We start from the raw sequence: 25,199 nt of genomic DNA, 5'->3' as shown, positions 1-25,199 counted from the left end.
ATCTATTATGCTCTCTCCCGCTTTGCGACATGTAAAGGATACGCTATAGCGCGCTTTTACGCTTGCTGAGTATCATGTTGCTTATGCTGTGCCACTTTTTGTTGCAGATGGATGCTCCACCAGAAGAGGCCGCAGACGATCAATGCAACCAGACCAAAGCCAACAAATTTCCAGGCACGAGGGAGGATCAGCGCACTTAATCCAAAGATAGTAGTAATAGTGTAGAAAACATAGCAAATCTGCCGGGCATTGAGTCCACCAAATAGTAAACGATAGTGCAAATGGGTTTTATGCGAATATTGCGGCAACAGGTCCCGCTGCGTCGGACTCTGGCCTCGGCGCATGCGATTCATCATCACCCAGGCAATATCCAGAATGGGAATACCAAGAATCATCAAAATCAGGGCGAACTTGGCTCCCCCCATAATCGAGAGCATAGCCAGTGCCAGGCCGAGAAATTGAGAACCTGAATCACCCATAATCATACGCGATGGATTCCAGTTATGCGGTACGAAACCAGCTACAGCACCAGTAAAAATGGCAGCCAGCGTAGCAATAGTATATTGCCCTAATTGAAAGCTAATAATCGTGGTGAATAAACCCACAATCGTTACAATACCTGCCACCAGCCCATCCAGCCCATCCATAAAATTCACGGCATTCATCATGCCGACAAACCAGAACCAGGTGAAAAGTACCGCCGGTATTGTTAACCAGGACATGATGGGCTCACGAATAAATAAAGTCAGTTCGGGCTGCTGATACCAGGGTAAGGCTGGATTGTAAGTCAGTCCAGCAGGAACAAAGGGATTATTCACTCCAAAGAACAGGACGCCATGGAAGCGCTGGAGCCCGGGTCCCATTAAAATCAATACCGCCACAGTCTGGGCCAGCATCTTTGGTAACGGCTTCAGACCCTTCACATCATCATAGGCATGTACCGCCACAATCAAGACCGAAGATACCAAAAATAGCAGGTAAATCAGCAGTTCCTGCGATATCGCATGGCCCCAGATAAGCTCTTGTTTACCTGGTTCCATAGCCAGGGTTGGTAGATAAAACAGGAGGGAAGAAAGCAGGAAAGCGCCGAAGATAGCCAGACCGCCCAGACGAGGAAGAGCTTTTTTATGTACTTTATGGGCCACGACTGGTTCATACCAGTTATATTTACGACAGAGGGCCAATACCCCAAAAGTCAATACATAAGTTAAAATAAAGGCAACCACACCACCCAGGAAAAGCAGAAGATGTTGTGCAACCAGAAAATTCAGGCTAGCTTGAAAAAAGTTCATACCATCATCCTTATCAAAAAACCATCAAAAGATGCGCACCGTTTCCTTTCCCCAGTATAGAAAAGCTCCTGGATACATAGCCAGCCCTTATCCACGCTATTAGTACTTACGTCTGTTTAAAACCAATCAAGCACAGGAAAGCAGGTTATTCTTCACTCACATAACCAAGCCGACGCGCACGCTCACATGCTTCTAAAGCCTCTTCATTGCGCTCTAACTTATCAAGCGCATACGATTTCTGCTTATAGAGCCAGCCGTCATTGCCATAGCCCAGCTGGCGGGCACGTTCAAAAGCTTCTAAAGCTTCGCGATAACGCTGAAGTTGATTAAACATCCATCCCTGTTGTTCATACAACCAGCCTTCATCAATGGCATCCAGTAACAAAGCATATTTAATAAACGTAAGCGTCTTTTCATGGTGAACAGCCCCGACAAATACGTCTACCCCATCTTCTGAATATTGGGAGGTCAGTTCCGCAGGGAGTGCCTTCACCTCAGTCAGAGAAGTTTGATTTGAATGTTGCATTATTTATTATTCCCTCAGACAGATTTTTCAGCCAGTATAAACAAATGCATGCATGTAAGCAAGTAGAGACACCATTCAGATAGTGTTTGATTCTCGTATACTCCATCATTTCTCTGCATGAGTTTTCGCACCTGCGGTGCGAACAAGAGTTTTATTATGTGGCATCAAACACTATGTTATATTGCAAGCCGCAACAAAAAGTGTTTGCTCTCTACTTGATACACGTAAATCTAGATGCAATATTTACCGTTCATCTCTTTATCTTGACGTTTGATGGCATCAAGAATAATACATGAGAGAGAAAATGAGCACTCAACAGCCTGCGCGTGGATATTCAAAAGGGCTATGAGCTTGCCTTTTGGCAGGTCTATCTAGTAACATTATGCGTATTGAGCAAAATAGTTGATTAGACCAGCTTTAAAGAAGACCTACATCCCACCTTTCTCTATATTCATTGCTCAAACGCTGATTTTATGCTTTATCATGTTTAGTTACCAGGTGTAAAGTGAAAGAAAAGACACAATCTGACACCGCGAATGCAAGCTTCTATGCTCAGACTCCAACAAATAGAGATCAGTTCAAGCTTGAGCGGAATGACACACCTATTCCCGAAAACCATGACAATCTGCCCGAGAAGAAAAACAAGTATGGTTTTATTTTTGCATGCCTTGAAACAAGTTTTATTCTGATTGGCATGCTCTTCATTCTCCTGATCGTGCCACGCACGCTTCATGGAGACGCCACCTTACGATATCAGTATATTTCAGATTTTCTTCACCATGGCATTATACAATCTGTTGACAATAAATACTCGTTAGTTGGTCCTCTGTTCTCCCTGCCGCTCTTATGGCTGGGTGAAAAACTAGGTAATCCCAAAGACCTTATCCTGCTTTATAACTACATATTGTTTGCACTCAGCCTGATAGCCACCTATTGGCTATGCAAAGATCGTATGGATCGTGGGCTGCTCAGAAAATTTTTCCTGCTCATGATCACAAGTTCAATGTTTGCCGCCCATTTAGCTTCCTACTATGGAGAAGTCTTTACTGCGGTTTGTGTTGGTTTTGGTATCATGGCCGCATTGATCCGTTTTACTTCGATCGGCGGCTGGATTATCATTGTACTGGGAATCATCAATACGCCAGCAACGATGGTAGGACTGGGACTCGTGGTCCTGAAAAGAACGCTCGACCGGAAACGCCTGCGTTACATCCTGGCAATTGGAGCAGCGGGTATCCTCGTCCTTGCCGAATCCTATATACGTCGTGGCTCCTTCACTTCTAATGGTTACAATGATGATGCTGGCTTTCACACGTTTATGCCGTATTCGGGATTACCAGGTTTCAGCTATCCTTTCTTCTTTGGTCTGCTCTCCATTCTCTTTTCCTTTGGCAAAGGGCTTATCTTCTTTACACCCGGACTGCTACTGCCCATAGGGCGCACCTTGAAAAACTGGAAGGATAAGTATGCATTGAACCTCTATCAGGTCTATTCATTGTGGATCTGCTTTACCATTGGATTGATCATCGTATATGCACGATGGTGGTCCTGGTATGGTGGTTTATACTGGGGACCAAGATTCTTCCTGTTTGCCTGTATTCCAGCTTCTTTCGCACTCGCAGTACGCCTGCACAACAAAAATACTGGCTTACTGGTCAATATCTTCACAGTCCTGGTTTTATGCCTATCGACCTGGGTCGGCATCTGTGCGGTCCTCTTCCAGAGTGCTGCATACCTCCCCACATGTATGGCAAACAACTATGCACTGGAAGCCGCCTGCCATTATATTCCTGAATATAGTGTCCTATGGCGACCTTTTATCGCCCATGCGCAACTACAGTGGCAGCAGAAGCTCTATCTGCTCTACAGTGCCATTGTCTTCGTTTACTTCATCTTCCCACTACTGGTTAAAATATATCAGCAAGCGAGTGAACCCATCGTACATTTCATCAAACCATATGTACAGATTCGTGAGTGGCGTATCTAAACACAAACAACAAAGAGAGCGGGCCGGCCTCGTGATGAGGCAGGTCCGCTCTCTTTTTGATCCAGACACGAATCGACGGTGAGCGTTTAAACATAGGGCTATACTGAATAGAGAGTGTCATGACCAATCAGGGGAGGGTTCTATGCAGGCATTACAAAAGTGTGGAATTACTATCAAACAGTACGGAAAATTTCATGTGCGCGAAATACGCTCAGCCGCCGATCAAAAGCCAGCAGGCATCCTACAAATCTCCCTCGAACAGCAGGATGAAGAAGAGTTATTTATTGGCTATGTGCCTACCAATAATAGCAACCTTCCATTTATCCTGCAGCGTATTCGGTTCTGGATCATGGAACAACAAAGCCAGCTAAATCAAGTAGATCAATGGATCAGTGATACGTTTGATGCCAAAACCCTGGAAAAGCTTAAAGAGCTCAACGCTATTCTCGAAATCAGGCACAAAGAAGTTCAACAAGCACTCAATGAAATTGATCTTACCAACCAGACTGGTTAACATCCCACGCTGCTTCTTTGCCGACAGCTTACGCCTGCGGCGCTCAAAAAAATTCAGGATGGCTGTTGGGTACATGTGCACCTTTCCAACCAGCCATCCTAACAGAGCATACGTACAAAAACTACGCCATAGATCAGGCATTTCCGCGCAATGGAGCCCCGATCTGATGCAGATGCACTAAAATTTCTTTCAAGGATTGGAGGATATGCGTCTCATGATAAGGAATCTCACGCTCCTCACAAAAGAGCTTGACCATGCGACGCGCCTCTTTCAGCTTGTTGCGAGGCATACTGGGGAAGAGGTGGTGCTCAATTTGATAATTCAAGCCACCATAGACGAAGTCAACAACAGGATTGCCATAGATGTTACGTGAAGTCATCACCTGGCGATGCAGAAAACCTAATTTACTCTCTTTTTCCAATACCGGCATGCCTTTGTGGTTTGGAGCGAAAATTGCGCCCAGGTAGAAGCCGGTTAAAGCCTGATTAATCAGGATGAAAATGAGTCCCTGCCACCAATTCATGCAGTAGAAGATCGCCCCAAAGTACAAAGCAAAGTGCGCAATCATTAATCCCCACTCAAAAGCATAATGTTTGGTTTTGTTGTGCAGGAGAAAGAGCACACTATTATATTGAAGGCCCAGTGAAACTGTCATTAAAGCAGGCAAGAAAATGAAGGCCTGGCGCTTCACGAGAAATTGTCGAAACTTACTAATCTGGGAAACATCTTCCATTCCGGTAAACTCCAGAAATGGAATCTCAATATCTGGATCCATATCAACTTGATTGGGATGACTGTGGTGGTTATTATGTTTATTCAACCACCAGGCATAGCTCATACCAATAAACAAGTTACCTCCGATCAGAGAGACCATGTCGTGTTTCCAGGAGCGATGGAACATCTGGCGATGTCCCGCTTCATGACTGAGCAAGCCAATTTGCGCAAAAACAAAAGCCATAAAAACAGCATTGAGCATTTGCACCAAGAATATATGCACAGTAAACAAACAGATGACACTGAGCACTAACAGGCCTATTAGTAACATGATGCGATACGCGTAATATACAGGCTGTTTCTCTAACAAACCATGCTTCTTCATCATCTGCTTCAGCTCGGCAAAGTCACGATTTGAAGACTCGGGATAAAAACTTGCCAGAGAGGGATCATTGCCAGGCAAAGTAAGCAATGCATTCTTCTTCATTAAAACGGCTTCCTTAACACAAAATTTGTGATACTAGTTAAATCTATCCAACACCATTGTTGCAAGATCAGGGATACATTTTTACACCGGCTGATTTATGAAGGCAGACTGTTGTATTCTAAAGCCTCAATTCTTGCTAATAATACACATTGCACGAACATAATCAGACGTTCTCATTGAAGTCATCATACATATGAGAGAAGAAAGTATGATTTTGTTTCACGAAAAAGCCAGCATAGGAAAATTGGTTTTTTATCTATGCAAAGATGAAGAGGGGAAAAAGATTGAAAGATGCTATGGGGAAGAGAAAGCATGAAGCCTTTCGCTCGTTGCGATATACTTCATGCTTTTTTTTTGAGGAACAATAATCTTTAAGCAACTTGCCAGACGCTGGTAAATCCCGCATCGCTATCTTTATTGGGTCCTGCATCGCTAGAAACCACGTAATTAGCATCTGGCGACCAGGATAATGCGTTGATTGGATGATGATGCTGAGTGTAGGTATAGACTTCATTGCCGCTGTTGGCATTCCAGATATGCCACCGAACTATCAGCAGAAGCAATAAAAGTGCCATCTGGCGACCACTTTACATAGGTAGGGGTAGTCGCGTTGGCGTGAGCGTCCAGAATTCCCACCGGCTTCTTAGCATTTTTTACATCCCAGATCTCAAGCGCATTAGACGCCGAAACCAGATCTCTATCATCCGGTGACCAGGACACCGAGGTCACTTTACCTGTGGTCGCATATTTAACCACGTTTTGTCCATTGGCTGCATTCCAAACAGCTAAGCCATCTGTACTCGCTGAAGCAAGACGTTTGCTATCAGACGACCAGGCCAGCGATAAAATCGTGCTTTTATGCCCATCATAAGAGGTAATAGTTTTGCCAGTGGCCGCATTCCAGACATCAACTCTTTGGAACACATGCGTAGAGGCATTCTTCCCCTCATTTAAATAGGTATAAGCAGTTGCGATTTTGGTTTTATCTGGTGACCACTCGATCGCCTTCACGGATAATGACCCTTGCGCATATGCTTTCTGACCCTGCGTGATATATGTCAACAATTGCTTACCTGACTGCGCATCCCACACAGTAATCTCTGGGCCACCAGTAACCAATTGTTTCGCGTCTGCTGACCACGCAACTGCGGTAATAGCGCTTCCATTATTATTTAACTTGATAGTATGCTGCCCGGTCATTGCATCCCATATCTGCGCATTTGATCCTACAGATGCAACACGATCACCTACTGGTGACCAGGCCAACGCGGTCACTTGATTAGACGATTGCCCATCCAGAGTAAACAGCGTTTTGCCAACTTTCCCGCCGGATTGAAAGGCATTAATCGATTGAATAAGTAAATTACCTGCTACAATAACAAAAACTAATAGCGTAACCAGAAGAGCAAAACGTAATGCATATACGCTCCCTCGATTAACACGGGATAGCTTATTTTCAGCCGTCATTACACCTTGCCTCTCCGCCGTAGGATGGAAAGAATTAGCGGTTTGGTCTCTCATTTTTTTCTCATTTACTTGTTCATTAGAATAACATAACACGTTTTCCATTATAGAATGAGATGTTCCAATAATACAAGACTTTATAGAACGAATTTAAAGCTTAATAATAGAAGGTACTATGGATAGCAAGAAATGTAACAAAATGGATCGAGAAGAGATAGCACAAAAGCAGGGCCGAAAAGAAGATCTTTCGGCCCTGCTTTCTCAGGAAAGTTTTACAGTAATTAGCATATAGGAAAGGCTAGCAATCTTATTGGGCAGAAGCAGCGCCACACTTGGAACAAAATGGAGCCCCTGACTTCATCGCAGCCTTACAGCGTGGACAATATGCTGTTTGCGGCTTTAAGCTTTTTCCACACCATGAACAATAAAGATCATCCGCATCATTCAACTTCTGGCAATGTGCACAAGGTTTTTGTCCTTGCTGGCCAGCAGAGGATGACCCCTGGCGTGGAGGAGTGTAAGTAGACGTTGGAGGTGGACCGCCAGGCATCGGACCAGGTCCCTGCTGCTGCATCTGAGCCTCAAGATGTGGAGGTACTGGTCCCATCTGGACATCTGAACGCTGTTGTAAAGCAACAGCATCTAACGCCTCAAATAATTGTGTTTCCAGACCAGCCTGACGCAACACACCGGCACCCGTGGTAAAAAGTAGCGGCCAGAAGAAAATCATTCCCACCAGACCCGAAGCGGCCTTATTTTCCCAGTGATGCTCTCCTACCAGAGCAACAACGCCCCCTGGAGCGCCACGAAAGATCACAGTCAACGCAGCCTGCATACCCAGGATAGCCTCCAAATCTCCACCCTTACGGAGTTGAACCACCATATGGCCTTGATTGCCAAAATGTTGTACCTGGTAACCTTGAGCCTGAAAGATATTTTCAAAATCCCGTACCATACGATCAATATTCAAGCCCGGCGCTTGATAAAAACGTGTGCTCATAAAATATACCTCACATTCATTTTTGTTCAACATATTATACGTTAGTACATAGCTTTATTTGCATCCACTCATATCCCATGATCCATCAACAACTTACCCATAAGCCCACTCCTAAAAAAATACACAGATATACATATGCTATGAGGAGAGAATGCCTATACTAAAAAAGTCAGCATCATATGACGCCAATAAAGGGAGAAGAATCCATGCATCATCTGCTCAATCTCATCAAAATAACAGCCCATAAGCAGATCAACCATAACCACATCCTTCAATTCTTGCTGCATAGATTCAGCATTCCTTGTATCCTTTTGGTCCTGGCTGGCATATTTCTATTAAAAGCAGTGGCCCTTCCACATCCGACCACGAGAAGACGCAGTTTTATCTATAGCTTCTGGAGTATGCTCGCTGCCTTCCTCTTCTTAACCGGCAACGAAATCTGGCTCCTGCCCGCCATACTTCTCTACAAACTATGGCCGCTCATGCTTTATATACGCAGGAGAAAAATACACTCCACACCTATCAGAGCATCCCACCACAGACAATTCATTTCCCAGGAAGAGAGTCTATCCCTGCACTACTATCACCTGACTTCTTATTATTCATATGATGAGCAACCACAGGCCCTCTATCCCCCGGTTCTTCCCCACAATAAATTACAGCAGAACATCCACCAACCCGATTCTAGAACCAGGTTGATGGATGAACGTATTTTGATGAAAGCTAAAGACATGGGCGCAACACGATGATCAGCTAGACTACCGTGATTATCTTTCTCTTCCATCAAAACATAAAGTTATCGAGCCTGCAACACCGATACGATCTTAGTCGCAATCGTCATCACGACGGCGTCCGCAATGCTCATGGTGCTCATAGCCACGATGGCCATAACCACGATGATCACCACCGCGGTGGTACTCACGATAGCAATTGTACGAATCATGACCATGGCCACCATTTACGTTCAGCAGTACCTGCTCATCCAACTCGCTCTCAGGAGCCTGAGCAATCGATGCCGCGCTCTGGTGATTACGGAAGAGATTTAAAATGTTCATGTTTGTAATTCCTTTCTTGCTTGTGACTTCAATACATGCTGACTTATGACAGCATCTTTTACAGCTCACTACTTGTTTGCAAGAACCAACACCAGGAGAGGTCTCTATCTCCTATGCCCGAAGTATAATTCATCCAAATATTAAAATCAGTTAGCTACTTCACATATTATTTGTGATATATACCACTTCTTAGGTAAAAAAATTAATAATACAAGATAGATAACAATAAATGTTATAGCTTGCAAGCAGAATTCATCGCTCGCCTATACATTCGGATCTGAAGCTTGTATGATTGCTGTTGACAAGTAAAGCAGAGCATATTAGGCTTGTATACGCACGCATCACACAGCCCAATAGAAGCTAGTGCATTGTCAAACTTCGTGTGATGAGTTGTGCGCCCGCTACGCGGGCGGGATGGGGGGAGATGCCGGGGGCACAGCCCCCGATCCCCCAGTCAAGGGGCTCGCCGCTTGATCATGCCCCCGGCATGCTCGCTTGCATCCCCGCTTTCCCATCAATTGAAGTTTGACAGACTACTAATAGAGGTAAGGATCTATGCCACAAATTAATGAGCACTTTCTGAGTCAAGTTCGCGATCAAACCGAGGCCAGGTGGCGCGATAATCGATCACTGACCTTTGAAGAGTTTTTGGCACAGGACCAGGCAAGTTATATCTGGCAACAAGGAACAAAATGGTTAGGATTAAGTGATGAGGAAATAAATACACTTGAGATGCAATGGTCGCTCCAATTTCCACCGGATTACCGCCTGTTTTTAAAATATTTACACTGCATTGATAAGCCGATCACGATTGCGACATATGATGGAGATACCAGAAAAATTATTCCCTGTGATTCTATTTTATTGCACAACTGGCAAAAAGATACTCAAAGTATTCAAATTGCGTATCAACAACTCGCAGATGATCTGACATATGATGTCTTAAATAATAATTCCTGGAAGCCCGGCTGGGGAAGAAAGCCTGTGACCAGATATGGGCAAAGCCAGCAAATAGAAAAGTTGGTGTCGGAGGCTCCCAAATTGATCCCTGTTTATGGACATCGCTTTCTGTTAACAGAACCATGTGTAGCTGGAAATCCCATTATCACGTTGCGCCAATCTAGAATGGTTATTTATAGTCCTGATCTTTTTTTCTTTCTGTGCAAGGATTTTTCGGATTTACTGTTTATGGATAAAAAAGAGTTACAACATTTACTTATTGAAAGCCACCGAATCAGTAAAGAGAGATATCAAGAATATAAAAAGATTCCTTTCTGGGGAGAGCTTTTTTGAGAGTGTACATGATTCATTGCCTTTGCTAATTTTTAGTCCTAGAAGTGCGACATTTTCCCCCCTGAATCGATTATAATAGAGTATAGGAATATATACATTCTTATCTTTATAACCAATGCCTATTTAAAAATTTCTAAACACACGGACCCAGGAGGCACATCTCATAATGGTTCATCACAACCCCCGCTGGCAGCGCTCCCACAGAATGCTGTCACTTATGAGTGTTACCTTACTCCTCTTGATGATGCTAAGTGCCTGCGGAGATCCACAGGTTCAAAGTCAGGCGTCAACGGATAAGGCCGAGCTTGATAAAGCCATCGCTCATGCCCAGAGTGTGGGTGTACCAAACACTCTTCTCAGCCCTATCCTGAAGCAGGTAAATAAGCTACGTAACACCAATGAACCACTTACCCTGTTCAGCAGTCAGCCAGCCACTGCTTATTATTCAAATGTTGCTAAAAATTATCAAACGTTAACGGTACAGGTACGAGGACTTGAATATCAGTCCACCCAACAGTCTGGACATCAGGCAACGGTAGATGTAAAAGGCTTCTCCTCGCTCCTCTCGCAGCGTCAATCTCAGGGGTATGTTGAAGCCAATAACTTCACGAATACACTGACTCAGGTTCAGAATCAAATGAACCAGGCTCAGTACCCGAAACAGTTTCTTGCTGTCAGCCAGAAGGCTCAGGCAGCGGTAGAGTCATTGAAACTACTGGGCACTGCCAATGATGATTTAATGTCATTTAAAGGCCTCATCAAAACTCTTAAGGACTCTAATCTGGATACCACCGCACTGGACAAACAGGCCGAAGAAGATGTCCAGAAGTTTCGTACAGCGGTTACACCTGCTGATTTTCATAAGATCATCGAGAACCTCAGCGCACAGTCTCAAACCGCCAATACGGTCTCAACCCAGGCTGTTCCTTATCTGGGACAGTTTAAGTTGGGATTATATCAGGATTCGATCAATAAAGTAAAAAACTATGGTGGCAATCCTGATCAATATCAGAAACAACATGATGCGGATAAAACATTGCTGGACGATGGTAATTTTGTTAAATTCTCGGCTCAACTCAACCGGGATATGGCTGATATCCGTCTCCCATTGTTGCAACTCCAGGCGACCCATGATGTCACACAGTTACTCAACGACACAAAAAACTGGGGTCATGCACATCAGTATCATGATGACTGGAATGGACAATCATACGATCAGGCTTACGACTACTGGAATGGTACGCTGTATGATCTGAATACAAACCTTTCGTATGCCCAGACAGCCGATGATTTCCAGGCCATCATCGACGAAACAAAGGATCAGCGGACACTCTTTACCGGTATGCAGGCCGATGCCGCGGATAACACGCCATATAATGCGGTTCACCAGAGCGATCTCACTCTGATGAAGGCATTTAATGCAACCAAGGGAAAAGTTATTCTGACTTCGCTGTATCAGGATGCTCTGCGCGTTTACCAGGATGGAAAATTGATACATTCGATCCAGGTAGTGTCAGGGATGCCAGAAAAACCATCCCCTCCGGGAGTGACCGTCGTGACGAACCGGCAGTCACCGGCAACATTCAAATCCTTCGAAAAGGATAAGAGTTCGCCCTTCTACTATCCGGATACAAAAATCAATTACGCCATGATGTATCATACTGGCGAATATTACTTTCACGATAGCTGGTGGAGAGCGGACGACGATTATGGTCCCGGCAAACAGTTTCCACACTATGCTCCTGCCGCTAATAATGAAGGTACACATGGTTGTATCAATATGACCCTGAATGAGGCCGCCTGGCTGTGGGATTTCACCACACCAAAGGATCCTAATGGGGCCGATACGATAACCGCCATTGTGTATTAACCTGTAAGTCCAAAACCAGAAAAAGGGAGAAATCCAGCGGGGTTTCTCCCTTTTTTGTTTTCTAAATGAGAATCAGGTAAACTTCATCAATACTAACTATCCACCACTATCTGGCAGGAATAATAGGTAGCACCACCGCTGAGGGATGTTCCGCATCATGATAAATGCGTTGTTCCGCTATGGCCAGCTCGGTAGTCTGACCCAATGGCTCACCAGTATTCTGGTTGCGATCGTACTTCGGAAAGGCACTGGATGTAACCTGTACGCAGATACGATGACCGGCTTTAAAGACCTGTGAGACGTTCCAGCAATCAATCGTGTAGTGATAGATCTGACCAGGTTCGATCAGCTCGGGTTTGTCCATACCATTGCGAAAACGCGCACGCACCATGCTATCACACAGGCGTTGACGAAAACCATTCGGCCAGACGTCAATCAACATGGCCATAAAATCGGTATCAGGAGCGGACGATGCCGCATAAAGATCTACCTTGATGGGACCCGTGACCTCAACATCCTCGCTTAATGGTTCGCTCACATAGACCAGTACATCATCGCGCCGCTGGAGCGATGAATAATCATCGGGACCCCCAATCTGGGAGGAGGTCGCGTCAGTGATAAATGGTACCGCATTGGCTGGATCGTAGAGATACGTATCAACCGGCTCTACCGCTGGCTTTACACGCGTAAGCATGCCATTGCCAAAACGACTATTGGCTCGTCCCTGGCTATGCAGGTAGAACGGCGTCCATTGTGTACGGGCCAATGGCCACTCCTGCTCATCGCGCCATTCATTTTTGCCCATCACAAAAATATGGACGGGAGCACCTACATCCACCGTTTTTCCCTTTAAATAATGGTCATACCAGCGCAATTGCTCGCCCCGCAAATCAATAATCGCCTGAGATCCAAAATCCACGGCTCCAAACCTGGAGTCCGCATTGGTATTGTGCCCCCAGGGTCCCATCAACAAACGCTGACTGGCCCGCACTTCAGCACTGGCACCTTTCGCAGTCATCCCAGCATAGTTTAAAGGGGTCCCGATCTGCTCATCATCATACCAGCCCGAAATATGCAGAACTGGTACCTTAACTCGATCAAAGCGCTGCTGATAACATAACGGCTCCCAATAAGCATCCAATTGCGTATGCTGCATTTCGGTGCGCCAGGAGGGAATGCTTCTTCCCACACGCTCGTCCATCGTTACCAGCGGCAAGTGCTCGTAAACCTGTTCCCACTCAACGACATCCATCGATTGTAGCGCACGCCCACTTACCAGATGAAGCCAGCAGAGATGCATTGGACTTGGTGTACCAGTGGGTGTCTCGACAAAAGGATCAGAAGGAGGCACAAGCACGATCATTGCCTGTAAATGCGGTGGCCGCTCAACGGCTGCTAACCACTGAATACGGCCCCCATAAGATGCACCAATCGTCCCCACACTCCCATTAGACCAGGGTTGCTCGGCACACCATTCAATGGCATCATAGCCATCGCGCCCTTCGTTAAAATAAGGCACGAATTCGCCATCGGAATCACCACGCCCACGCACATCCATCGAAACAAATATATAACCGTTCCGCACAAAATATTTGGCGGTTTCCAGGCTTATCTCAGCTTTCATATATGGAGTACGAGACAAAATAACCGGATATATGCCAGGCTCGCCATTGTTGCCGACTGGCATATAAATATCAGCAGACAGGGTAATACCGTCGCGCATCGGTACACGTTGATCAAATTGGATTTGTAGTTCACGAGGATAGGATGTCATCATTCACCAGCTCTCCCTCTGTAGTGCTCGAATAAGCAATTTTATCCGAACACCAGTCAATACATACGTCAAAGTCTATCACAAGACAGAACCCCGGGCGGGCACAGAGTAATAACAACTATTCAAGAGGGAAGCACTATTTGTGCTTTTACAGAAGTGGGCTTCATATGAGCTGCATACTTGAAAGCCTCAATGCTGTCCTGGAAAGGAAAGGTGTCGGTAATTAATGGTTTGACATCCAGGCGTCCACTGGCAAGCAGGGCCAGAGCACGGGGATAAACATGAGCATAGCGGAAAACAGTCTCGACGCTGGCCTCTTTTACCTGGGCAGCAACAATATCCAGTGAAACCGGAGCTCCCGGCATCCCAATCAAGACCACACGACCAGAAGGACACAGTGGATCAAAGACGCTGGCAATAGATCTGGCATTGCCACTGGCTTCAAAGACGATATCCGCCCCCCAGCCGTCCGTTAATTTATTGACGACCTCAACGAGACTTTGTTTGGTAACGTTTACTGGCACGATTGGCCCTAATCGCTGCGCCAATTCCAGCTTTTCCTGCACCACATCCGTGATCACCACCTGGCTACAACCACCCGCCAGAGCCGCCAGCGCAGTTACCATACCAATGGGACCAGCGCCCATGACCACCGCCAGATCACCTGGCTTGATCTTTGCTTTATTGGCGGCATGCATGCCCACCGCCAACGGCTCAACCATTGCGCCTTCAGCGAAACTCACTTGCTCTGGTAACTTGAAGGTAAAGGCGGCCGGATGCACAACAAAGGGCGTTAAACAACCATGAACAGGAGGAGTCGCCCAGAAGCGCACGGCTGGATCCAGATTATAGATACCCAGACGGCTGGCCTTACTATTGGGATCAGGAATACCTGGCTCCATGCAAACGCGATCGCCAACCTGCAGGTGTGTCACCTCACGACCACATTCAACCACGGTACCCGATGCCTCATGACCTAAGACCATCGGTGAGCGCACCACAAACTGGCCTATCGCACCGTGTTCATAATAATGCACATCACTACCACAAATACCAACTGTATGGATAGCAATCCGTACATCATGCGGACCCAGTTGTGTCGGAAGTTCAATATCCCGCAATGACAACTCATGCGCTTTCTCTAAAACAAGAGCAACCATGCCAAACCTCATCTCTCTAGCAATGGATCACACGCTGATCCCGCCTATTCAACAAACTCAATCCGCCTTACTATCCTTCAAAAGCTAGCAAGTAAAAAGTACATAGAGCCCCGTGAGCGATAGTATTCTATTATAACATTTAATCCCATAAAGCCCCTCTACGTATAGAAGAACTTTCTAGCGAGTACAAATAAAAAAGACCTTCAACCGGCCTGTCTTTCACAAACCTTGTCGAAGATCTCTTTATTTATTCGCGCCCAATTGTGGTCAGGATCATCTATGTGCATTTTAGGATGACGCACTACATAGATGGAGAGGAAGCCAAACGCGAATAAACTATAATAATATACTATTTCATTTACTGAGAACAGAAAAATACTTCTATTCTTCAGTCCAAAATCATATATTACGAGCCAATCCGAGGAACACGGACAACTCTCCTGGTACATTGTCAAACTTCGTGTGATGAGTTGTGCGCCCGCTTAGCGGACGAGCGGGGGGAGATGCCGGGAGCACCGCCCCCGATCCCCCAGTCAAGGGGCTCGGCGCTTGATCATGCCCCCGGCATGCTCGCTTGCATCCCCGCCTCCCCATCACATGATATCTGACAGACGACTAGTGGCCATGTCCACCATGTCCACCCTCGCCACCATGATCGCCATGATCGCCATGATCGCCATGATCATGGTCATGATCGCCATGATCATGGTCATGATCGTGTTGGTGCTGCTGATAGTAATAATACGAAGGTGTCCAATGGTGACTATACCAATTCCACCAACCTGGAATATGATACTCATCGCACCATACTTGCCCGTAGGGTCCATACCACCAGCCCGGGGCATAGAGACCGGCACACCAACCAGATGGATAAGGATAAACATATGGTGGTTGAGGATATGGTCCTGAGTGAGGTGGCGGAGGATATGGTCCTCCGGGTTGCGCCGACTGCGTATGGGCAGGAGTCACCGATGCTGCTGAAGCATGTCCCCCACCTGATAAGCTTACAGAAATTGCAACAGTTATAATCAAGACAACTATTACATATCTCAGTATGCTCTGCTTACTACTTGTGTTCATTAGCATTCCTTTCGAGCCATAAATGGTTTTTTCAAGGAAACGAGAAATACCACATTGTTTTCCTCTCTAAACTCATTATAATATTCGAAAGAAATAGAAAATAACACATATATTTTAAGTAGGATATGTATACTTCATAATTTTCTCACCATTGTAAGATTTTATGGCACTTTATCCTTCCAGATCATATGGGGGGGAAAGATGCAATATTATGCACCCAGAGTGTCTGCCAGGCGAGTCAGACGCTGACGATATTCGATACGTTGTAACCAGTCAGCTGGCCAGGCAGCAAAGCCCAGGTGAGTGCCAACAAAGGCACCAGCCAGACAGGCAATGGAATCAGAATCACCCGAACTGGTCGCGGCACGCTGAATAGCTGCAACAGGATCTTCAGGATACATTAAAAAGCAGAATAAGCCAGTCGCCAATGCCTCCTCGGCGATCCAGGCGGCTCCTGTTGCCAGGCAGGGATCACTCTGACGATCCATCTTTTGAACAGCCAGGCGTAAACGTTCGAGCACCAGTAAACATTCATCCCATCCTCGCGCAATAAATGCTTCAGGAGATTTGACTGCTGCTGACCGCCGCCAGAGCGGGCCCAGCCAGTCGTGATGATAGATGGTGCGCTGGCTCTGGGCGTAAGCGATCAAACGCTCAGGTAAATCGAGAGGACTACCACCATCGACCAGATCAGCGATGGCATAAGCGGTAAGATCAGCGGCCGCCAGACCCGTAGGGTGACCATGCGTTAAAGCGGCCTGAAACTGTGCAATGGCGGCCCTGCTCTGTGTGGTCACGCCATCTTTACCGACCTGCAATAATCCTACAGGAGCCACACGCATATTAGCCCCACAGCCTTTTGAATGGCTGATCGTTGCCTTGTACCAGGGAAGACCACAGGCCAGATAATCACACGCCTGAATACAGGTCATGCCTGGAGCACGATTATTTTCAGGACTCTCATTCCAGGCGATAAAAGCATCTCGCAATGGATCTTCTAAGGTCTTCACGGTATAGGGTCGCGGGGCAGCCAGCAAAGCTTCACCTACAGCTAAGGCCATCTGTGTATCATCAGTTACTCGCACAGGAAAAGTGGCCGCTAAAGTATGGGGACCTGCAGGTGGATAGCAGCGCAATATTTCATCCAGGGAAAGAAATTCAGTATCAGCACCTAAAGCATCTCCATAGGCCAATCCAAAGAGACATCCAGCGGCGCGTTGTGTGCGCGGGACTCTATCGTTAGGTTTCTGCATAATAGATATACTTACTCTCTGATTTTACATAGTAAAGATGATAGAATAACTCTAATATAACATAGCAAGAATCTCATTGTACAGAGGATTGTTCGCCACACTCAAAGGCTGAGCTACAGTGGCTATTATGTACATAGTTATGCCTGATTTTATTCTCAATTGGCTCAATTGTATTCTCCGCAGAATCGTGTATAGTAGAAATACAGCTTATTCCAGGAACCAGACTGGAAATGGCACACTACTTTTTATCCATGTGATCCTTCTTAGCGGCTCACACCAGTAGCGTCACAAGCGTACGAGGAGATTAGTTTGCAGCTCAGAATCTACTTTAATCCTGCCGAACTTAACTTTGTTGAAACGTCAGTTGAAGATATCTATATAGTTATCGATGTTATGCGCGCTACCACGACAATGACTATCATGTTTGAACAGGGTGCCAGGCATGTTCTGGCCGCCCAGACACTCGATCAGGCATTAGAAGCCGGTCAAAAGGTACCCGGTCGCATCCTCTGTGGTGAATACCACACCGAAACCCCTCCAGGCTTCGACTTTGGAAATTCACCTGCTCAGTTTGCGCAGATGGATCTGGCCAACCAGGAGTTGGTGCTGACCACGAGTAATGGCACTCGTGCCCTGTTTGCCTGTCCCAACGATAGTATACGTCTGGCGGGGTGCTTCTATAATGGAAACGCGGTGGCCGCTGCAGCATTGGCGCTGGCACAAGAGCGACACAGCAATATTGCCATTGTGTGTGCCGCTGAATATGGTTATTTCGCACTGGAAGACACAGCCTGTGCCGGCTATCTGGCCCAGGAACTACTCCAACAGTATCCAGATCTGGCCATTCATGATAGCACCCATGGCGCTATCACCATCTACGAAAATTATCCACCAGCCACGTTGCTGGAAAAAGCCCGTTCCTCTCAGGATTTACTCGCCCTTGGACAGAAGAAAGATCTGGAATATTGCCTCAGTAAAAATAGTAGTACCTGTGTACCCATGGTAACAGGCGTTGAAGCAGAAACAGGACTCCTCCGACTGGCGTATCCAGCTACTGAGCTGGTGAGCATTTAATCTTCCCCGCCTACTATTGATGTGCATGCTCTTGAAAAGCATGGTATTCAAATTGTCTGCGAAAGCTCCTACACAGAGCAGGAAAAAGCTACAACGATGTATAGTGTGTAGGGCCTTTTAAGGCACATGCTGGCTCAGTTAAAGAAATCAGAGGCGAAACTAAGAACCATCTGAATACACTTGTTTCAGCCTGTTGCGATAGAGTGTGACACGATATCTAATCAAGGTTTGTAACCGCTTGTTCCAGAACGTACTTACATTGATACGCTTCCCATCCGTCAATAAAATCTGGCACATCTCATTCTTTAATCTCGTTCTGCTCGCAATCGTTTCAACCCGCTCAATTTGATCCCAGCGAATGCTAAGCTGTTGCTGCTTATCTAGAAAAATAAATCCATGCTCACACATATAAATACGCGCATAACGAAAAAGATTTATACGTTGCAAAATGATATGTGTAAGGCCAACCAGTAGTGCCAGCGCCAGAGCAGCGGTGATGAATCCCAGCACAATTAATCCAGCAGAGGACTTTATTATACCTTGATAACTGAGCAGAAGCATCACAATAAAAGATGCGCAAAGTAGTAACCAGGATGCAAAGGAGCCAAGCAATGAAAACAGCTGCCAGCCATCAGCACCGTACATGCGACCCGGACTCCCCAACTTATACTGTTCCGCAAGCTGATATGCCTCGGCTGGTAGGTTACGCTCCATAATAACGTGTTCTCCATAGCTAAATCAAAATACTAAGGGACAGAATAGCCTCTGCGTATATAAACGAACCAGAAATCACTTTAACCAACTTCCATAAGGGTATTTCATAGGAGAAGCAGCAAATTTTTCAGTCTGCATGTGATATACTGCTGTAAATAAAACGCTCTATCAGTAAATAACACAGAATCGAAGCTATTTATTTATCCAGATCGTCATTACTTGTGAGGGAACAAGGTATCAGGGGTATGAGATTACAAGTTCCATTGCTAAGAAAGTGCCAGATCAACTATGCAAACACACTATCCGTTTTTAGAGCGACTGCGTAATGGTCCTCTGCTAGGCGATGGAGGAATGGGAACAGAGCTCTACGCCCGAGGAATTTCCTATGAGCGTTGCTTTGAGCATTTGAATCTCACCAATCCCGAGCTTATTAAATCCATTCACCTGGATTATGTGGCGGCAGGCGCCCAGATCATTGAAACCAATACATTTGGCGCCAATCGCTATCGCTTAGCCGAACATGGATTAGAGACTCAAGTTGTCGAGATCAATCGGGCGGGTGCCAAGATCGCCCGTGAGGTTCGCGAACTCAGCGAACAACCAATTTTCCTGGCCGGCAATATCGGCCCGCTAGGTAGTCCCCTGGCACCAATAGGTACCATTCAACCAGCCGATGCCCGTGCAGCCTTTGCTGAACAGACTGAGGCATTGCTCCAGGCAGGAGTAGATCTTTTCATTATTGAGACCATGTCAGATCTGGCAGAAATGCGTGAAGCATTAATGGCGGTGCGCAGCATTACTGATTTGCCCGTGGTCGCCCTGATGACGTTTGGTGAAGATGGAACTATTGTCAGCGGTGAAGATGAACAGGTCGTTGCCGAGACTTTACGCGACCTGGGTGCAAACGTCTTTGGCGTCAACTGCGCGCTGGGTCCTGCGAGCATGTTTGATGTTGCTAAACGGATGTGCACCTATAGCAACGACAATTTCTTTGTCGCGGTTCAACCAAATGCAGGACTCCCCCGACGCGTTGGCAATAGATTCATTTACGTTTCCACTCCTGAATATTTTGCCGAATATACGAGGCGTTTTTTACACATCGGTATACGCATGATTGGCGGCTGCTGTGGCACCACACCTGGCCATATCGCTGCTATGCACGAAGTACTCACTGAGCTGGCACCAACCATCGCTCCTGAGGCCGAACTATCAGCCAACGCACCTACGCTGGAAGCTTTTCGCGAACGCATCCAGGAAAACGCGGCACAAAACGCCGAAAGCGAACCAGCACCAACGCTGCTGGCGGCTCGCCTGCAAGAAAAACAATTTGTCATCAGTATCGAGATGAGCCCTCCAAGAAGCGTGAAATTCACCCGTTTTCTACAGAACGCAGCTTTTATCCGCGATAGTGGAGCTGACACAATCAACATCACGGACAATGCGATGGCACGCGTCCGTATGAATAACGTGGCTGCGGCTCGCCTGATTCAACAAAATGTCGGTATTGAAACCATCGTACACTTCACACCCCGCGACCGCAACCTGATGGCCGTACAAAGCGATGTCATCGGGGCGCATGCCACCGAGATCCGCAATATCCTGGCCGTCACCGGGGATCCCCCCAGTCATGGCGATTTTCCTAATTCTACGGGTATCTGGGATGTTGATAGCATTGGCTTGATCTCCATCCTGAGCAACTTAAATAAAGGACTCGATGGTAATCGACGCAAACTGGCCGCTGCCAGTTCTTTCTTCATTGGCTGCGCCGCCAATCCGGCCGCCACAGAACTGGATATAGAGCTTGAACGCTTGCATCGCAAAATTGAAGGTGGCGCACAATATATTCTGACCCAACCGGTCTTTGATGCTGGAACTTTCTTGCATTACATTCGCAGATACAAAGATCAGTATGGAGAGATCCCTATTCCTATTTTGATCGGCTTGCAACCGCTGCATTCCTATCAACAGGCAGAAAAATTCCATAATGAAGTTCCAGGTATCGTCATTCCTGAAGAGATTCGCCAGCGCTTACGCCAGGCCGGCGAAGGTGGTGGAGCAGTCGGACTGGAGATCATCAAAGAGCTCTTCGAAAAATTACAATCAGAGGTACAGGGAACGTATATTATGCCCCTTGATCGCTTCGAACTGATTGAAGACCTGATTCCCTATATCCGCCAGCGCACAACAAAGTAAAAAGAAAAACCAGAAGGTTAAAAAACAATGCAGTCATTAACCTTCTGGCAAACCTCCAAAAAACTATAAGAAGTGACTATTCCCCACGGATTTTACTGTACTGGACCATGTCATGCATCTGACCATTGCGCCACTGGGCCTGCCGTAGCACACCTTCCCGTGTAAAGCCTGCTTTCTCAAGCGCACGCTGTTCAGGAATATTGGTGATATCGGTCGTAGCTTCAACGCGCCCAACAGGATAAATACGGAAAAGATAGTCGGCTAATAGCTGCTGTGCCTCTACACCATAGCCTTTTCCACGCTGCTCCGGATCCAGACTTATACCAATATTGTAATGGGAACTGGCAATATTGGGACCATAACGTACCGGATGATACGACATACTTCCAATAAACTGGTCATTCAGAGTCGTCACAATCAAGGTACCAAACTCGGAACCCAGGAGACCGTCAGCTTCAAATCCAGACAACAAATGCTGGTCGCGATGCAAACCAAAGTAATTATATTCGCCCTCGAAATCCACCTCATTAGCACGCTCATGCAGTATAGCTAGATCTGAACGACGGACAGGACGCAAACAAACTTTTTCTCCGCGTATCATATATTTTCATCCTTTATAATATATAAATACATTCAATCGTATTTCAATTATTGCACCTGAATACCTACACGTTCAAGTAACTGGCGACTCTGTTCAGCCCGATATTTGATAGGAGCTCTATTTGGAGTATGAGAATCAGAACCACAACTCGTCAATAAATCGTGCTTCTGTGCATAGTCCAGATACATCGTAGTTTGTTCTTGTGAATGGAGTGGATAATACACTTCCAGTCCATCAAGTGGAATCTCTTGCAGTAACTGGTCTAACATCGCCTCGCTATAACGTGTAATATCCTTACGGCCAGGATGTGCCATGATACAGACAGCACCGGCGCAATGGGCCGCCTCTACTACAGCTGCAATGCCATTAGTAATTTCAAGCAAGCCAGCATCACCAAGGATTTTCCATAAGGTCACATTATTGGGGCATAGCGATGTTCAATCAGAAGTGTAGCGATATCTCTAAACTGGACTGGGAGGCCTGCAGTGGCAGACAGTAACGTTTGCTGACGTGGAAATTTATAGCCTTTCTGCAACAGGTTTGCATAAATCTCCTGCACATTTTCCAGTTGAGCCTGCACCAGCGCATCTCCAAGAGACTTCAATTCGCTATGTTCAGAGCCAAAGCCATAACAGAGAATATCAGTGGGGTGGTCACGCCACTTCGTGGTCATTTCAACTGCCGCCAGCACAGGCAATCCCTGCGGTGCCGCCAATTGCTGAATAGCCAGAGACGCCTCCACGCGATCATGATCCGTCACCGCCACCAGTGCAAACTGCTCCTTCACCAGATAATCAACCAGTTGTTCAGGCGTCCATAAACCATCACTGTACGTGGTATGCATCTGCAAATCAATCGCCGCATCCGATGATAAGACAAGTTGTGAAGTTAATGGTTCCAACAGCTACATCCTTTCCAGTCATAAAGACAATATGACACTCTATAAAAAATATACGTTTTCAGGATTAGCAGGTTTAGGGAAAAGAAAAGATGTAGGTTCGTGGCTTGCCCACGATTTTCTCGGCTCACATCAACGCATCGCAATCAAGCGAATGGTATCGTGCATGCGAGGCAATCGACTGCAAGAGTCGAACCTACATCACGAGAATGCAAGGCAATCGACTGCAAGAGTCGAACCTACATCATTTGTGAACTGGAGAGGTATTATTTACAAACTGTCCTGCAGCGAGCGTGCCTTCTGAAACTGTTCTAACGTGATGCGGGCTTCAGACAGATGAGAGCCGGCAAAGTCTGCTCCCCGCAAATCAGCGCCAGTCAGATTGGCTCTAACCAGATTGGCAGAGCGTAGATCAACATCGCGCAAACACACATTACTTAAATCTGCATCGCGCAAATCTGCTTCAGTTAAATTGGCACCGCTTAAATTAGCTCCTGCGAGATGAGCACCGCTCAAGTTCGCTTGAAATAAATCAGCACCAGCCAGATTGGCTCCTTCTAGCTTAGCATTGGCAAGATCAAACTCGCCCAGCCGCGTTCCACTCAAATCTACGCCAGAGAGATCCAGGACAACCTCCGGATGTTCAATACGCCACAAATTCCAATCAGGTGGCAAGCTAGTCCTCATCAATTCAATAAGGTCAACCTTATTCATGGCCTGATGCTCCTTGACTATGAAGGTTCTATTTTGTAATCATACCATTCCAGCGGCAAAATTACTGGATATACATAAAAATTTGCGCCATAGGCAATGCAAGTCTTGATATCATATGATGTAGAGAAAAAACGATAAGGGAGCAGCTCTACCATGCCACGAGCACGTTTGCGTGAGTTAGGAATCTCAATTGGGACACATCCAACTGGACCATATAATGCGATTACGGATGTGCCAGATATTTTTGTTGGGCACGAAACGTTGATCTTTGATGAACCTGCACTCGCCCGTACAGGGGTTACGATGATCGTTCCGCGCGCGGGCAATATCTGGACGGATCATGCCTATGCCGGTTTCTTTAGCTTTAATGGCTGTGGAGAAATGACCGGACTCCCCTGGGTTGAGGAGTCAGGAGTACTCCATACACCAATCGGGATTACCAATACAAATTCAGTGGGGGTCGTGCGGGATGCAATCGCGGCGTATCCGCTGGATATGAGCGATAAATGGCATGTGCCACCTTCGATTGCTTCTAGCTGGCAAGGCTCGCTGCCCGTTGTTGCTGAAACCTGGGATGGCTGGCTAAACAATATTGGTGCCTTCCAGGTCACCAAACAACATGCTTATCAGGCTCTGGATAAGGCACAGAGTGGTCCTGTGGCTGAGGGAAATGTTGGTGGTGGCACCGGCATGATCTGCCATGAGTTTAAAGGGGGTATCGGCACATCCTCACGTGTGGTTACCTGCTTTGGTCAACAATATACGGTTGGGGTCCTTGTTCAGGCTAACTATGGGAGCCGCCACCTGCTACGCGTGGATGGGGTTCCAGTCGGACGCGAGATAGATTATGCGAAAGTCGCCGATCCCTGGAGTATCCCCCCAAAGGAGGCTCAATCATTGTTATTCTCGCCACCGATGCTCCTCTTATTCCTACCCAATGTACCAGATTGGCCAAACGAGCAACCGTTGGTCTCGCCCGTGCAGGCGGTGTAGGACACAATGGCAGTGGTGATATCTTCCTGGCATTCGCGACCGGTAATCATTTACCCTTACAACATAACAAACCATTTGACATCCAGATGCTACCCCATGATCACCTGGATCCTTTCTTTGAGGCCGCCGCCGAAGCGACGGAAGAATCCATCCTCAATGCACTCACAGCAGCTGAAAGCATGCACGGCTGGCAGGGCCATAGCGCCCAGGCCCTTCCCCTGGATGAACTCCAAAGTATTATGAGACGCTATCAACCGTACCGCTAAAAAGTCGTCAATCCACATGCTTAAGAAAACACTATTCGCCGGTGTAACCATTATTCCGACGAATAGTGTTTCGTCTCAAAAAAGACAATAATATCCTGACACACGTCATACTAGCCCATTTGGATGAAAAGTATGCTATGAGGATTTTGGGGCTAACTCATCTCTACAGGCTATCTCACACGCTTTTTTTGTCTGCATACACAAACGAGATTTGATAACATGTTCCAGAACACTTGTCAAAATTAAGACCCATGTGACGTCAATATAGTATAGGTTG

Annotated in this window: 25 protein-coding genes; 9 read left to right on the top strand and 16 right to left on the bottom strand. The window is 46.5% G+C overall.

All coding sequences use genetic code 11. The annotated features are described in order from the left end of the window. Positions 1-56: 56 nt before the first annotated feature. Both KDW_RS25065 and KDW_RS25060 read right to left on the bottom strand, forming a co-directional pair. Positions 57-1,292, bottom strand: a complete 1,236-nt coding sequence (locus tag KDW_RS25065; protein ID WP_151758672.1) for a glycosyltransferase family 4 protein — start codon at positions 1,290-1,292, stop codon at positions 57-59. A gap of 145 nt (positions 1,293-1,437) precedes the next feature. Beyond that, positions 1,438-1,818 (bottom strand): tetratricopeptide repeat protein, encoded by a 381-nt coding sequence (locus KDW_RS25060; protein ID WP_151758671.1) that lies wholly within the window; start codon positions 1,816-1,818, stop codon positions 1,438-1,440. Positions 1,819-2,323: 505 nt separating this feature from the next. Between KDW_RS25060 and KDW_RS25055 the strand changes: the two genes are divergently transcribed. Both KDW_RS25055 and KDW_RS25050 read left to right on the top strand, forming a co-directional pair. Then, positions 2,324-3,805 (top strand): hypothetical protein, encoded by a 1,482-nt coding sequence (locus tag KDW_RS25055; protein WP_151758670.1) that lies wholly within the window; start codon positions 2,324-2,326, stop codon positions 3,803-3,805. A 142-nt stretch (positions 3,806-3,947) separates the two neighbouring features. After that, a complete protein-coding gene (locus tag KDW_RS25050; RefSeq protein ID WP_151758669.1) occupies positions 3,948-4,319 on the top strand; it encodes a hypothetical protein in 372 nt (123 codons plus the stop codon). A gap of 133 nt (positions 4,320-4,452) precedes the next feature. Here KDW_RS25050 and KDW_RS25045 read toward each other — a convergent pair whose 3' ends face one another. From KDW_RS25045 to KDW_RS25025, 5 genes are all read right to left on the bottom strand, one after another. Then, the gene (locus tag KDW_RS25045; protein WP_151758668.1) at positions 4,453-5,520 is read right to left on the bottom strand and encodes a fatty acid desaturase family protein; all 1,068 of its coding nucleotides are present in this window, start codon (positions 5,518-5,520) and stop codon (positions 4,453-4,455) included. 510 nt (positions 5,521-6,030) lie between these two features. After that, complete coding sequence (locus tag KDW_RS25040; protein WP_162005590.1) at positions 6,031-7,041, bottom strand: WD40 repeat domain-containing protein; 1,011 nt, start codon at positions 7,039-7,041, stop codon at positions 6,031-6,033. A 250-nt stretch (positions 7,042-7,291) separates the two neighbouring features. Continuing rightward, entirely contained in the window at positions 7,292-7,984 is a 693-nt protein-coding gene (locus tag KDW_RS25035) for a zinc ribbon domain-containing protein (protein ID WP_162005589.1), read from the bottom strand. A gap of 155 nt (positions 7,985-8,139) precedes the next feature. Then, on the bottom strand, positions 8,140-8,271 hold the full coding sequence (locus KDW_RS35320; protein ID WP_269822525.1) for a hypothetical protein: 132 nt from the start codon (positions 8,269-8,271) through the stop codon (positions 8,140-8,142). Positions 8,272-8,808: 537 nt separating this feature from the next. Beyond that, positions 8,809-9,039: a hypothetical protein gene (locus KDW_RS25025; RefSeq protein WP_151758664.1), complete on the bottom strand. Its 231-nt coding sequence runs from the start codon at positions 9,037-9,039 to the stop codon at positions 8,809-8,811. Between the two features lie 555 nt (positions 9,040-9,594). On the opposite strand from KDW_RS25025, the gene KDW_RS25020 reads away from it, so the two are divergent. Together KDW_RS25020 and KDW_RS25015 are read left to right on the top strand one after the other, a co-directional pair. After that, positions 9,595-10,332 carry a hypothetical protein gene (locus KDW_RS25020; protein ID WP_151758663.1) on the top strand — a complete coding sequence of 246 codons (738 nt, stop codon included), beginning with the start codon at positions 9,595-9,597 and terminating at the stop codon, positions 10,330-10,332. Between the two features lie 166 nt (positions 10,333-10,498). Next, positions 10,499-12,202 carry a L,D-transpeptidase gene (locus tag KDW_RS25015; protein WP_151758662.1) on the top strand — a complete coding sequence of 568 codons (1,704 nt, stop codon included), beginning with the start codon at positions 10,499-10,501 and terminating at the stop codon, positions 12,200-12,202. Between the two features lie 106 nt (positions 12,203-12,308). Here the strand turns inward: KDW_RS25015 and KDW_RS25010 are convergent, their stop codons facing one another. The 3 genes from KDW_RS25010 to KDW_RS32410 all read right to left on the bottom strand — a co-directional run bounded on the left by KDW_RS25010 (position 12,309) and on the right by KDW_RS32410 (position 16,020). Next, positions 12,309-13,979, bottom strand: a complete 1,671-nt coding sequence (locus KDW_RS25010) for a CocE/NonD family hydrolase (protein ID WP_233097903.1) — start codon at positions 13,977-13,979, stop codon at positions 12,309-12,311. A gap of 119 nt (positions 13,980-14,098) precedes the next feature. After that, complete coding sequence (locus KDW_RS25005; RefSeq protein ID WP_151758661.1) at positions 14,099-15,136, bottom strand: NAD(P)-dependent alcohol dehydrogenase; 1,038 nt, start codon at positions 15,134-15,136, stop codon at positions 14,099-14,101. Between the two features lie 593 nt (positions 15,137-15,729). Beyond that, positions 15,730-16,020 (bottom strand): hypothetical protein, encoded by a 291-nt coding sequence (locus KDW_RS32410; protein WP_170296574.1) that lies wholly within the window; start codon positions 16,018-16,020, stop codon positions 15,730-15,732. Between KDW_RS32410 and KDW_RS32405 the strand changes: the two genes are divergently transcribed. Continuing rightward, positions 16,021-16,164 carry a hypothetical protein gene (locus tag KDW_RS32405; RefSeq protein WP_170296573.1) on the top strand — a complete coding sequence of 48 codons (144 nt, stop codon included), beginning with the start codon at positions 16,021-16,023 and terminating at the stop codon, positions 16,162-16,164. A gap of 261 nt (positions 16,165-16,425) precedes the next feature. Here the strand turns inward: KDW_RS32405 and KDW_RS24995 are convergent, their stop codons facing one another. Beyond that, positions 16,426-17,469, bottom strand: coding sequence for an ADP-ribosylglycohydrolase family protein (locus KDW_RS24995; protein WP_151758659.1), 1,044 nt, complete (start codon positions 17,467-17,469; stop codon positions 16,426-16,428). 309 nt (positions 17,470-17,778) lie between these two features. Between KDW_RS24995 and KDW_RS24990 the strand changes: the two genes are divergently transcribed. After that, a complete protein-coding gene (locus tag KDW_RS24990) occupies positions 17,779-18,543 on the top strand; it encodes a 2-phosphosulfolactate phosphatase (protein WP_151758658.1) in 765 nt (254 codons plus the stop codon). Positions 18,544-18,702: 159 nt separating this feature from the next. On the opposite strand, the gene KDW_RS24985 is transcribed toward KDW_RS24990, so the two are convergent. Continuing rightward, positions 18,703-19,257 carry a DUF6585 family protein gene (locus KDW_RS24985; protein ID WP_151758657.1) on the bottom strand — a complete coding sequence of 185 codons (555 nt, stop codon included), beginning with the start codon at positions 19,255-19,257 and terminating at the stop codon, positions 18,703-18,705. A gap of 288 nt (positions 19,258-19,545) precedes the next feature. On the opposite strand from KDW_RS24985, the gene KDW_RS24980 reads away from it, so the two are divergent. Then, on the top strand, positions 19,546-21,450 hold the full coding sequence (locus KDW_RS24980) for a bifunctional homocysteine S-methyltransferase/methylenetetrahydrofolate reductase (protein ID WP_151758656.1): 1,905 nt from the start codon (positions 19,546-19,548) through the stop codon (positions 21,448-21,450). A gap of 76 nt (positions 21,451-21,526) precedes the next feature. Here KDW_RS24980 and KDW_RS24975 read toward each other — a convergent pair whose 3' ends face one another. The 4 genes from KDW_RS24975 to KDW_RS24960 form a co-directional block, all read right to left on the bottom strand. Beyond that, positions 21,527-22,051 carry a GNAT family N-acetyltransferase gene (locus tag KDW_RS24975; protein ID WP_151758655.1) on the bottom strand — a complete coding sequence of 175 codons (525 nt, stop codon included), beginning with the start codon at positions 22,049-22,051 and terminating at the stop codon, positions 21,527-21,529. A 47-nt stretch (positions 22,052-22,098) separates the two neighbouring features. Continuing rightward, positions 22,099-22,467 carry a PHP domain-containing protein gene (locus KDW_RS24970; RefSeq protein ID WP_151758654.1) on the bottom strand — a complete coding sequence of 123 codons (369 nt, stop codon included), beginning with the start codon at positions 22,465-22,467 and terminating at the stop codon, positions 22,099-22,101. Beyond that, a complete protein-coding gene (locus KDW_RS24965; protein ID WP_151758653.1) occupies positions 22,464-22,952 on the bottom strand; it encodes a PHP domain-containing protein in 489 nt (162 codons plus the stop codon). The genes KDW_RS24970 and KDW_RS24965 overlap by 4 nt, the downstream gene beginning before the upstream one ends. Before the next feature lie 267 nt (positions 22,953-23,219). Next, entirely contained in the window at positions 23,220-23,663 is a 444-nt protein-coding gene (locus KDW_RS24960; RefSeq protein WP_198925532.1) for a pentapeptide repeat-containing protein, read from the bottom strand. A 153-nt stretch (positions 23,664-23,816) separates the two neighbouring features. Between KDW_RS24960 and KDW_RS24955 the strand changes: the two genes are divergently transcribed. Further along, positions 23,817-24,656, top strand: a complete 840-nt coding sequence (locus KDW_RS24955; protein ID WP_198925530.1) for a P1 family peptidase — start codon at positions 23,817-23,819, stop codon at positions 24,654-24,656. Then, on the top strand, positions 24,557-24,922 hold the full coding sequence (locus KDW_RS35315; RefSeq protein ID WP_307767767.1) for a P1 family peptidase: 366 nt from the start codon (positions 24,557-24,559) through the stop codon (positions 24,920-24,922). Before KDW_RS24955 ends, KDW_RS35315 begins: the two co-directional genes overlap by 100 nt. The last annotated feature ends 277 nt before the right edge of the window (positions 24,923-25,199 follow it).

Origin of the sequence: Dictyobacter vulcani (assembly GCF_008974265.1) — a bacterium.
In the GTDB taxonomy this organism is placed as follows: domain Bacteria; phylum Chloroflexota; class Ktedonobacteria; order Ktedonobacterales; family Ktedonobacteraceae; genus Dictyobacter; species Dictyobacter vulcani.
This window is presented reverse-complemented; position numbering and strand designations above follow the sequence as displayed.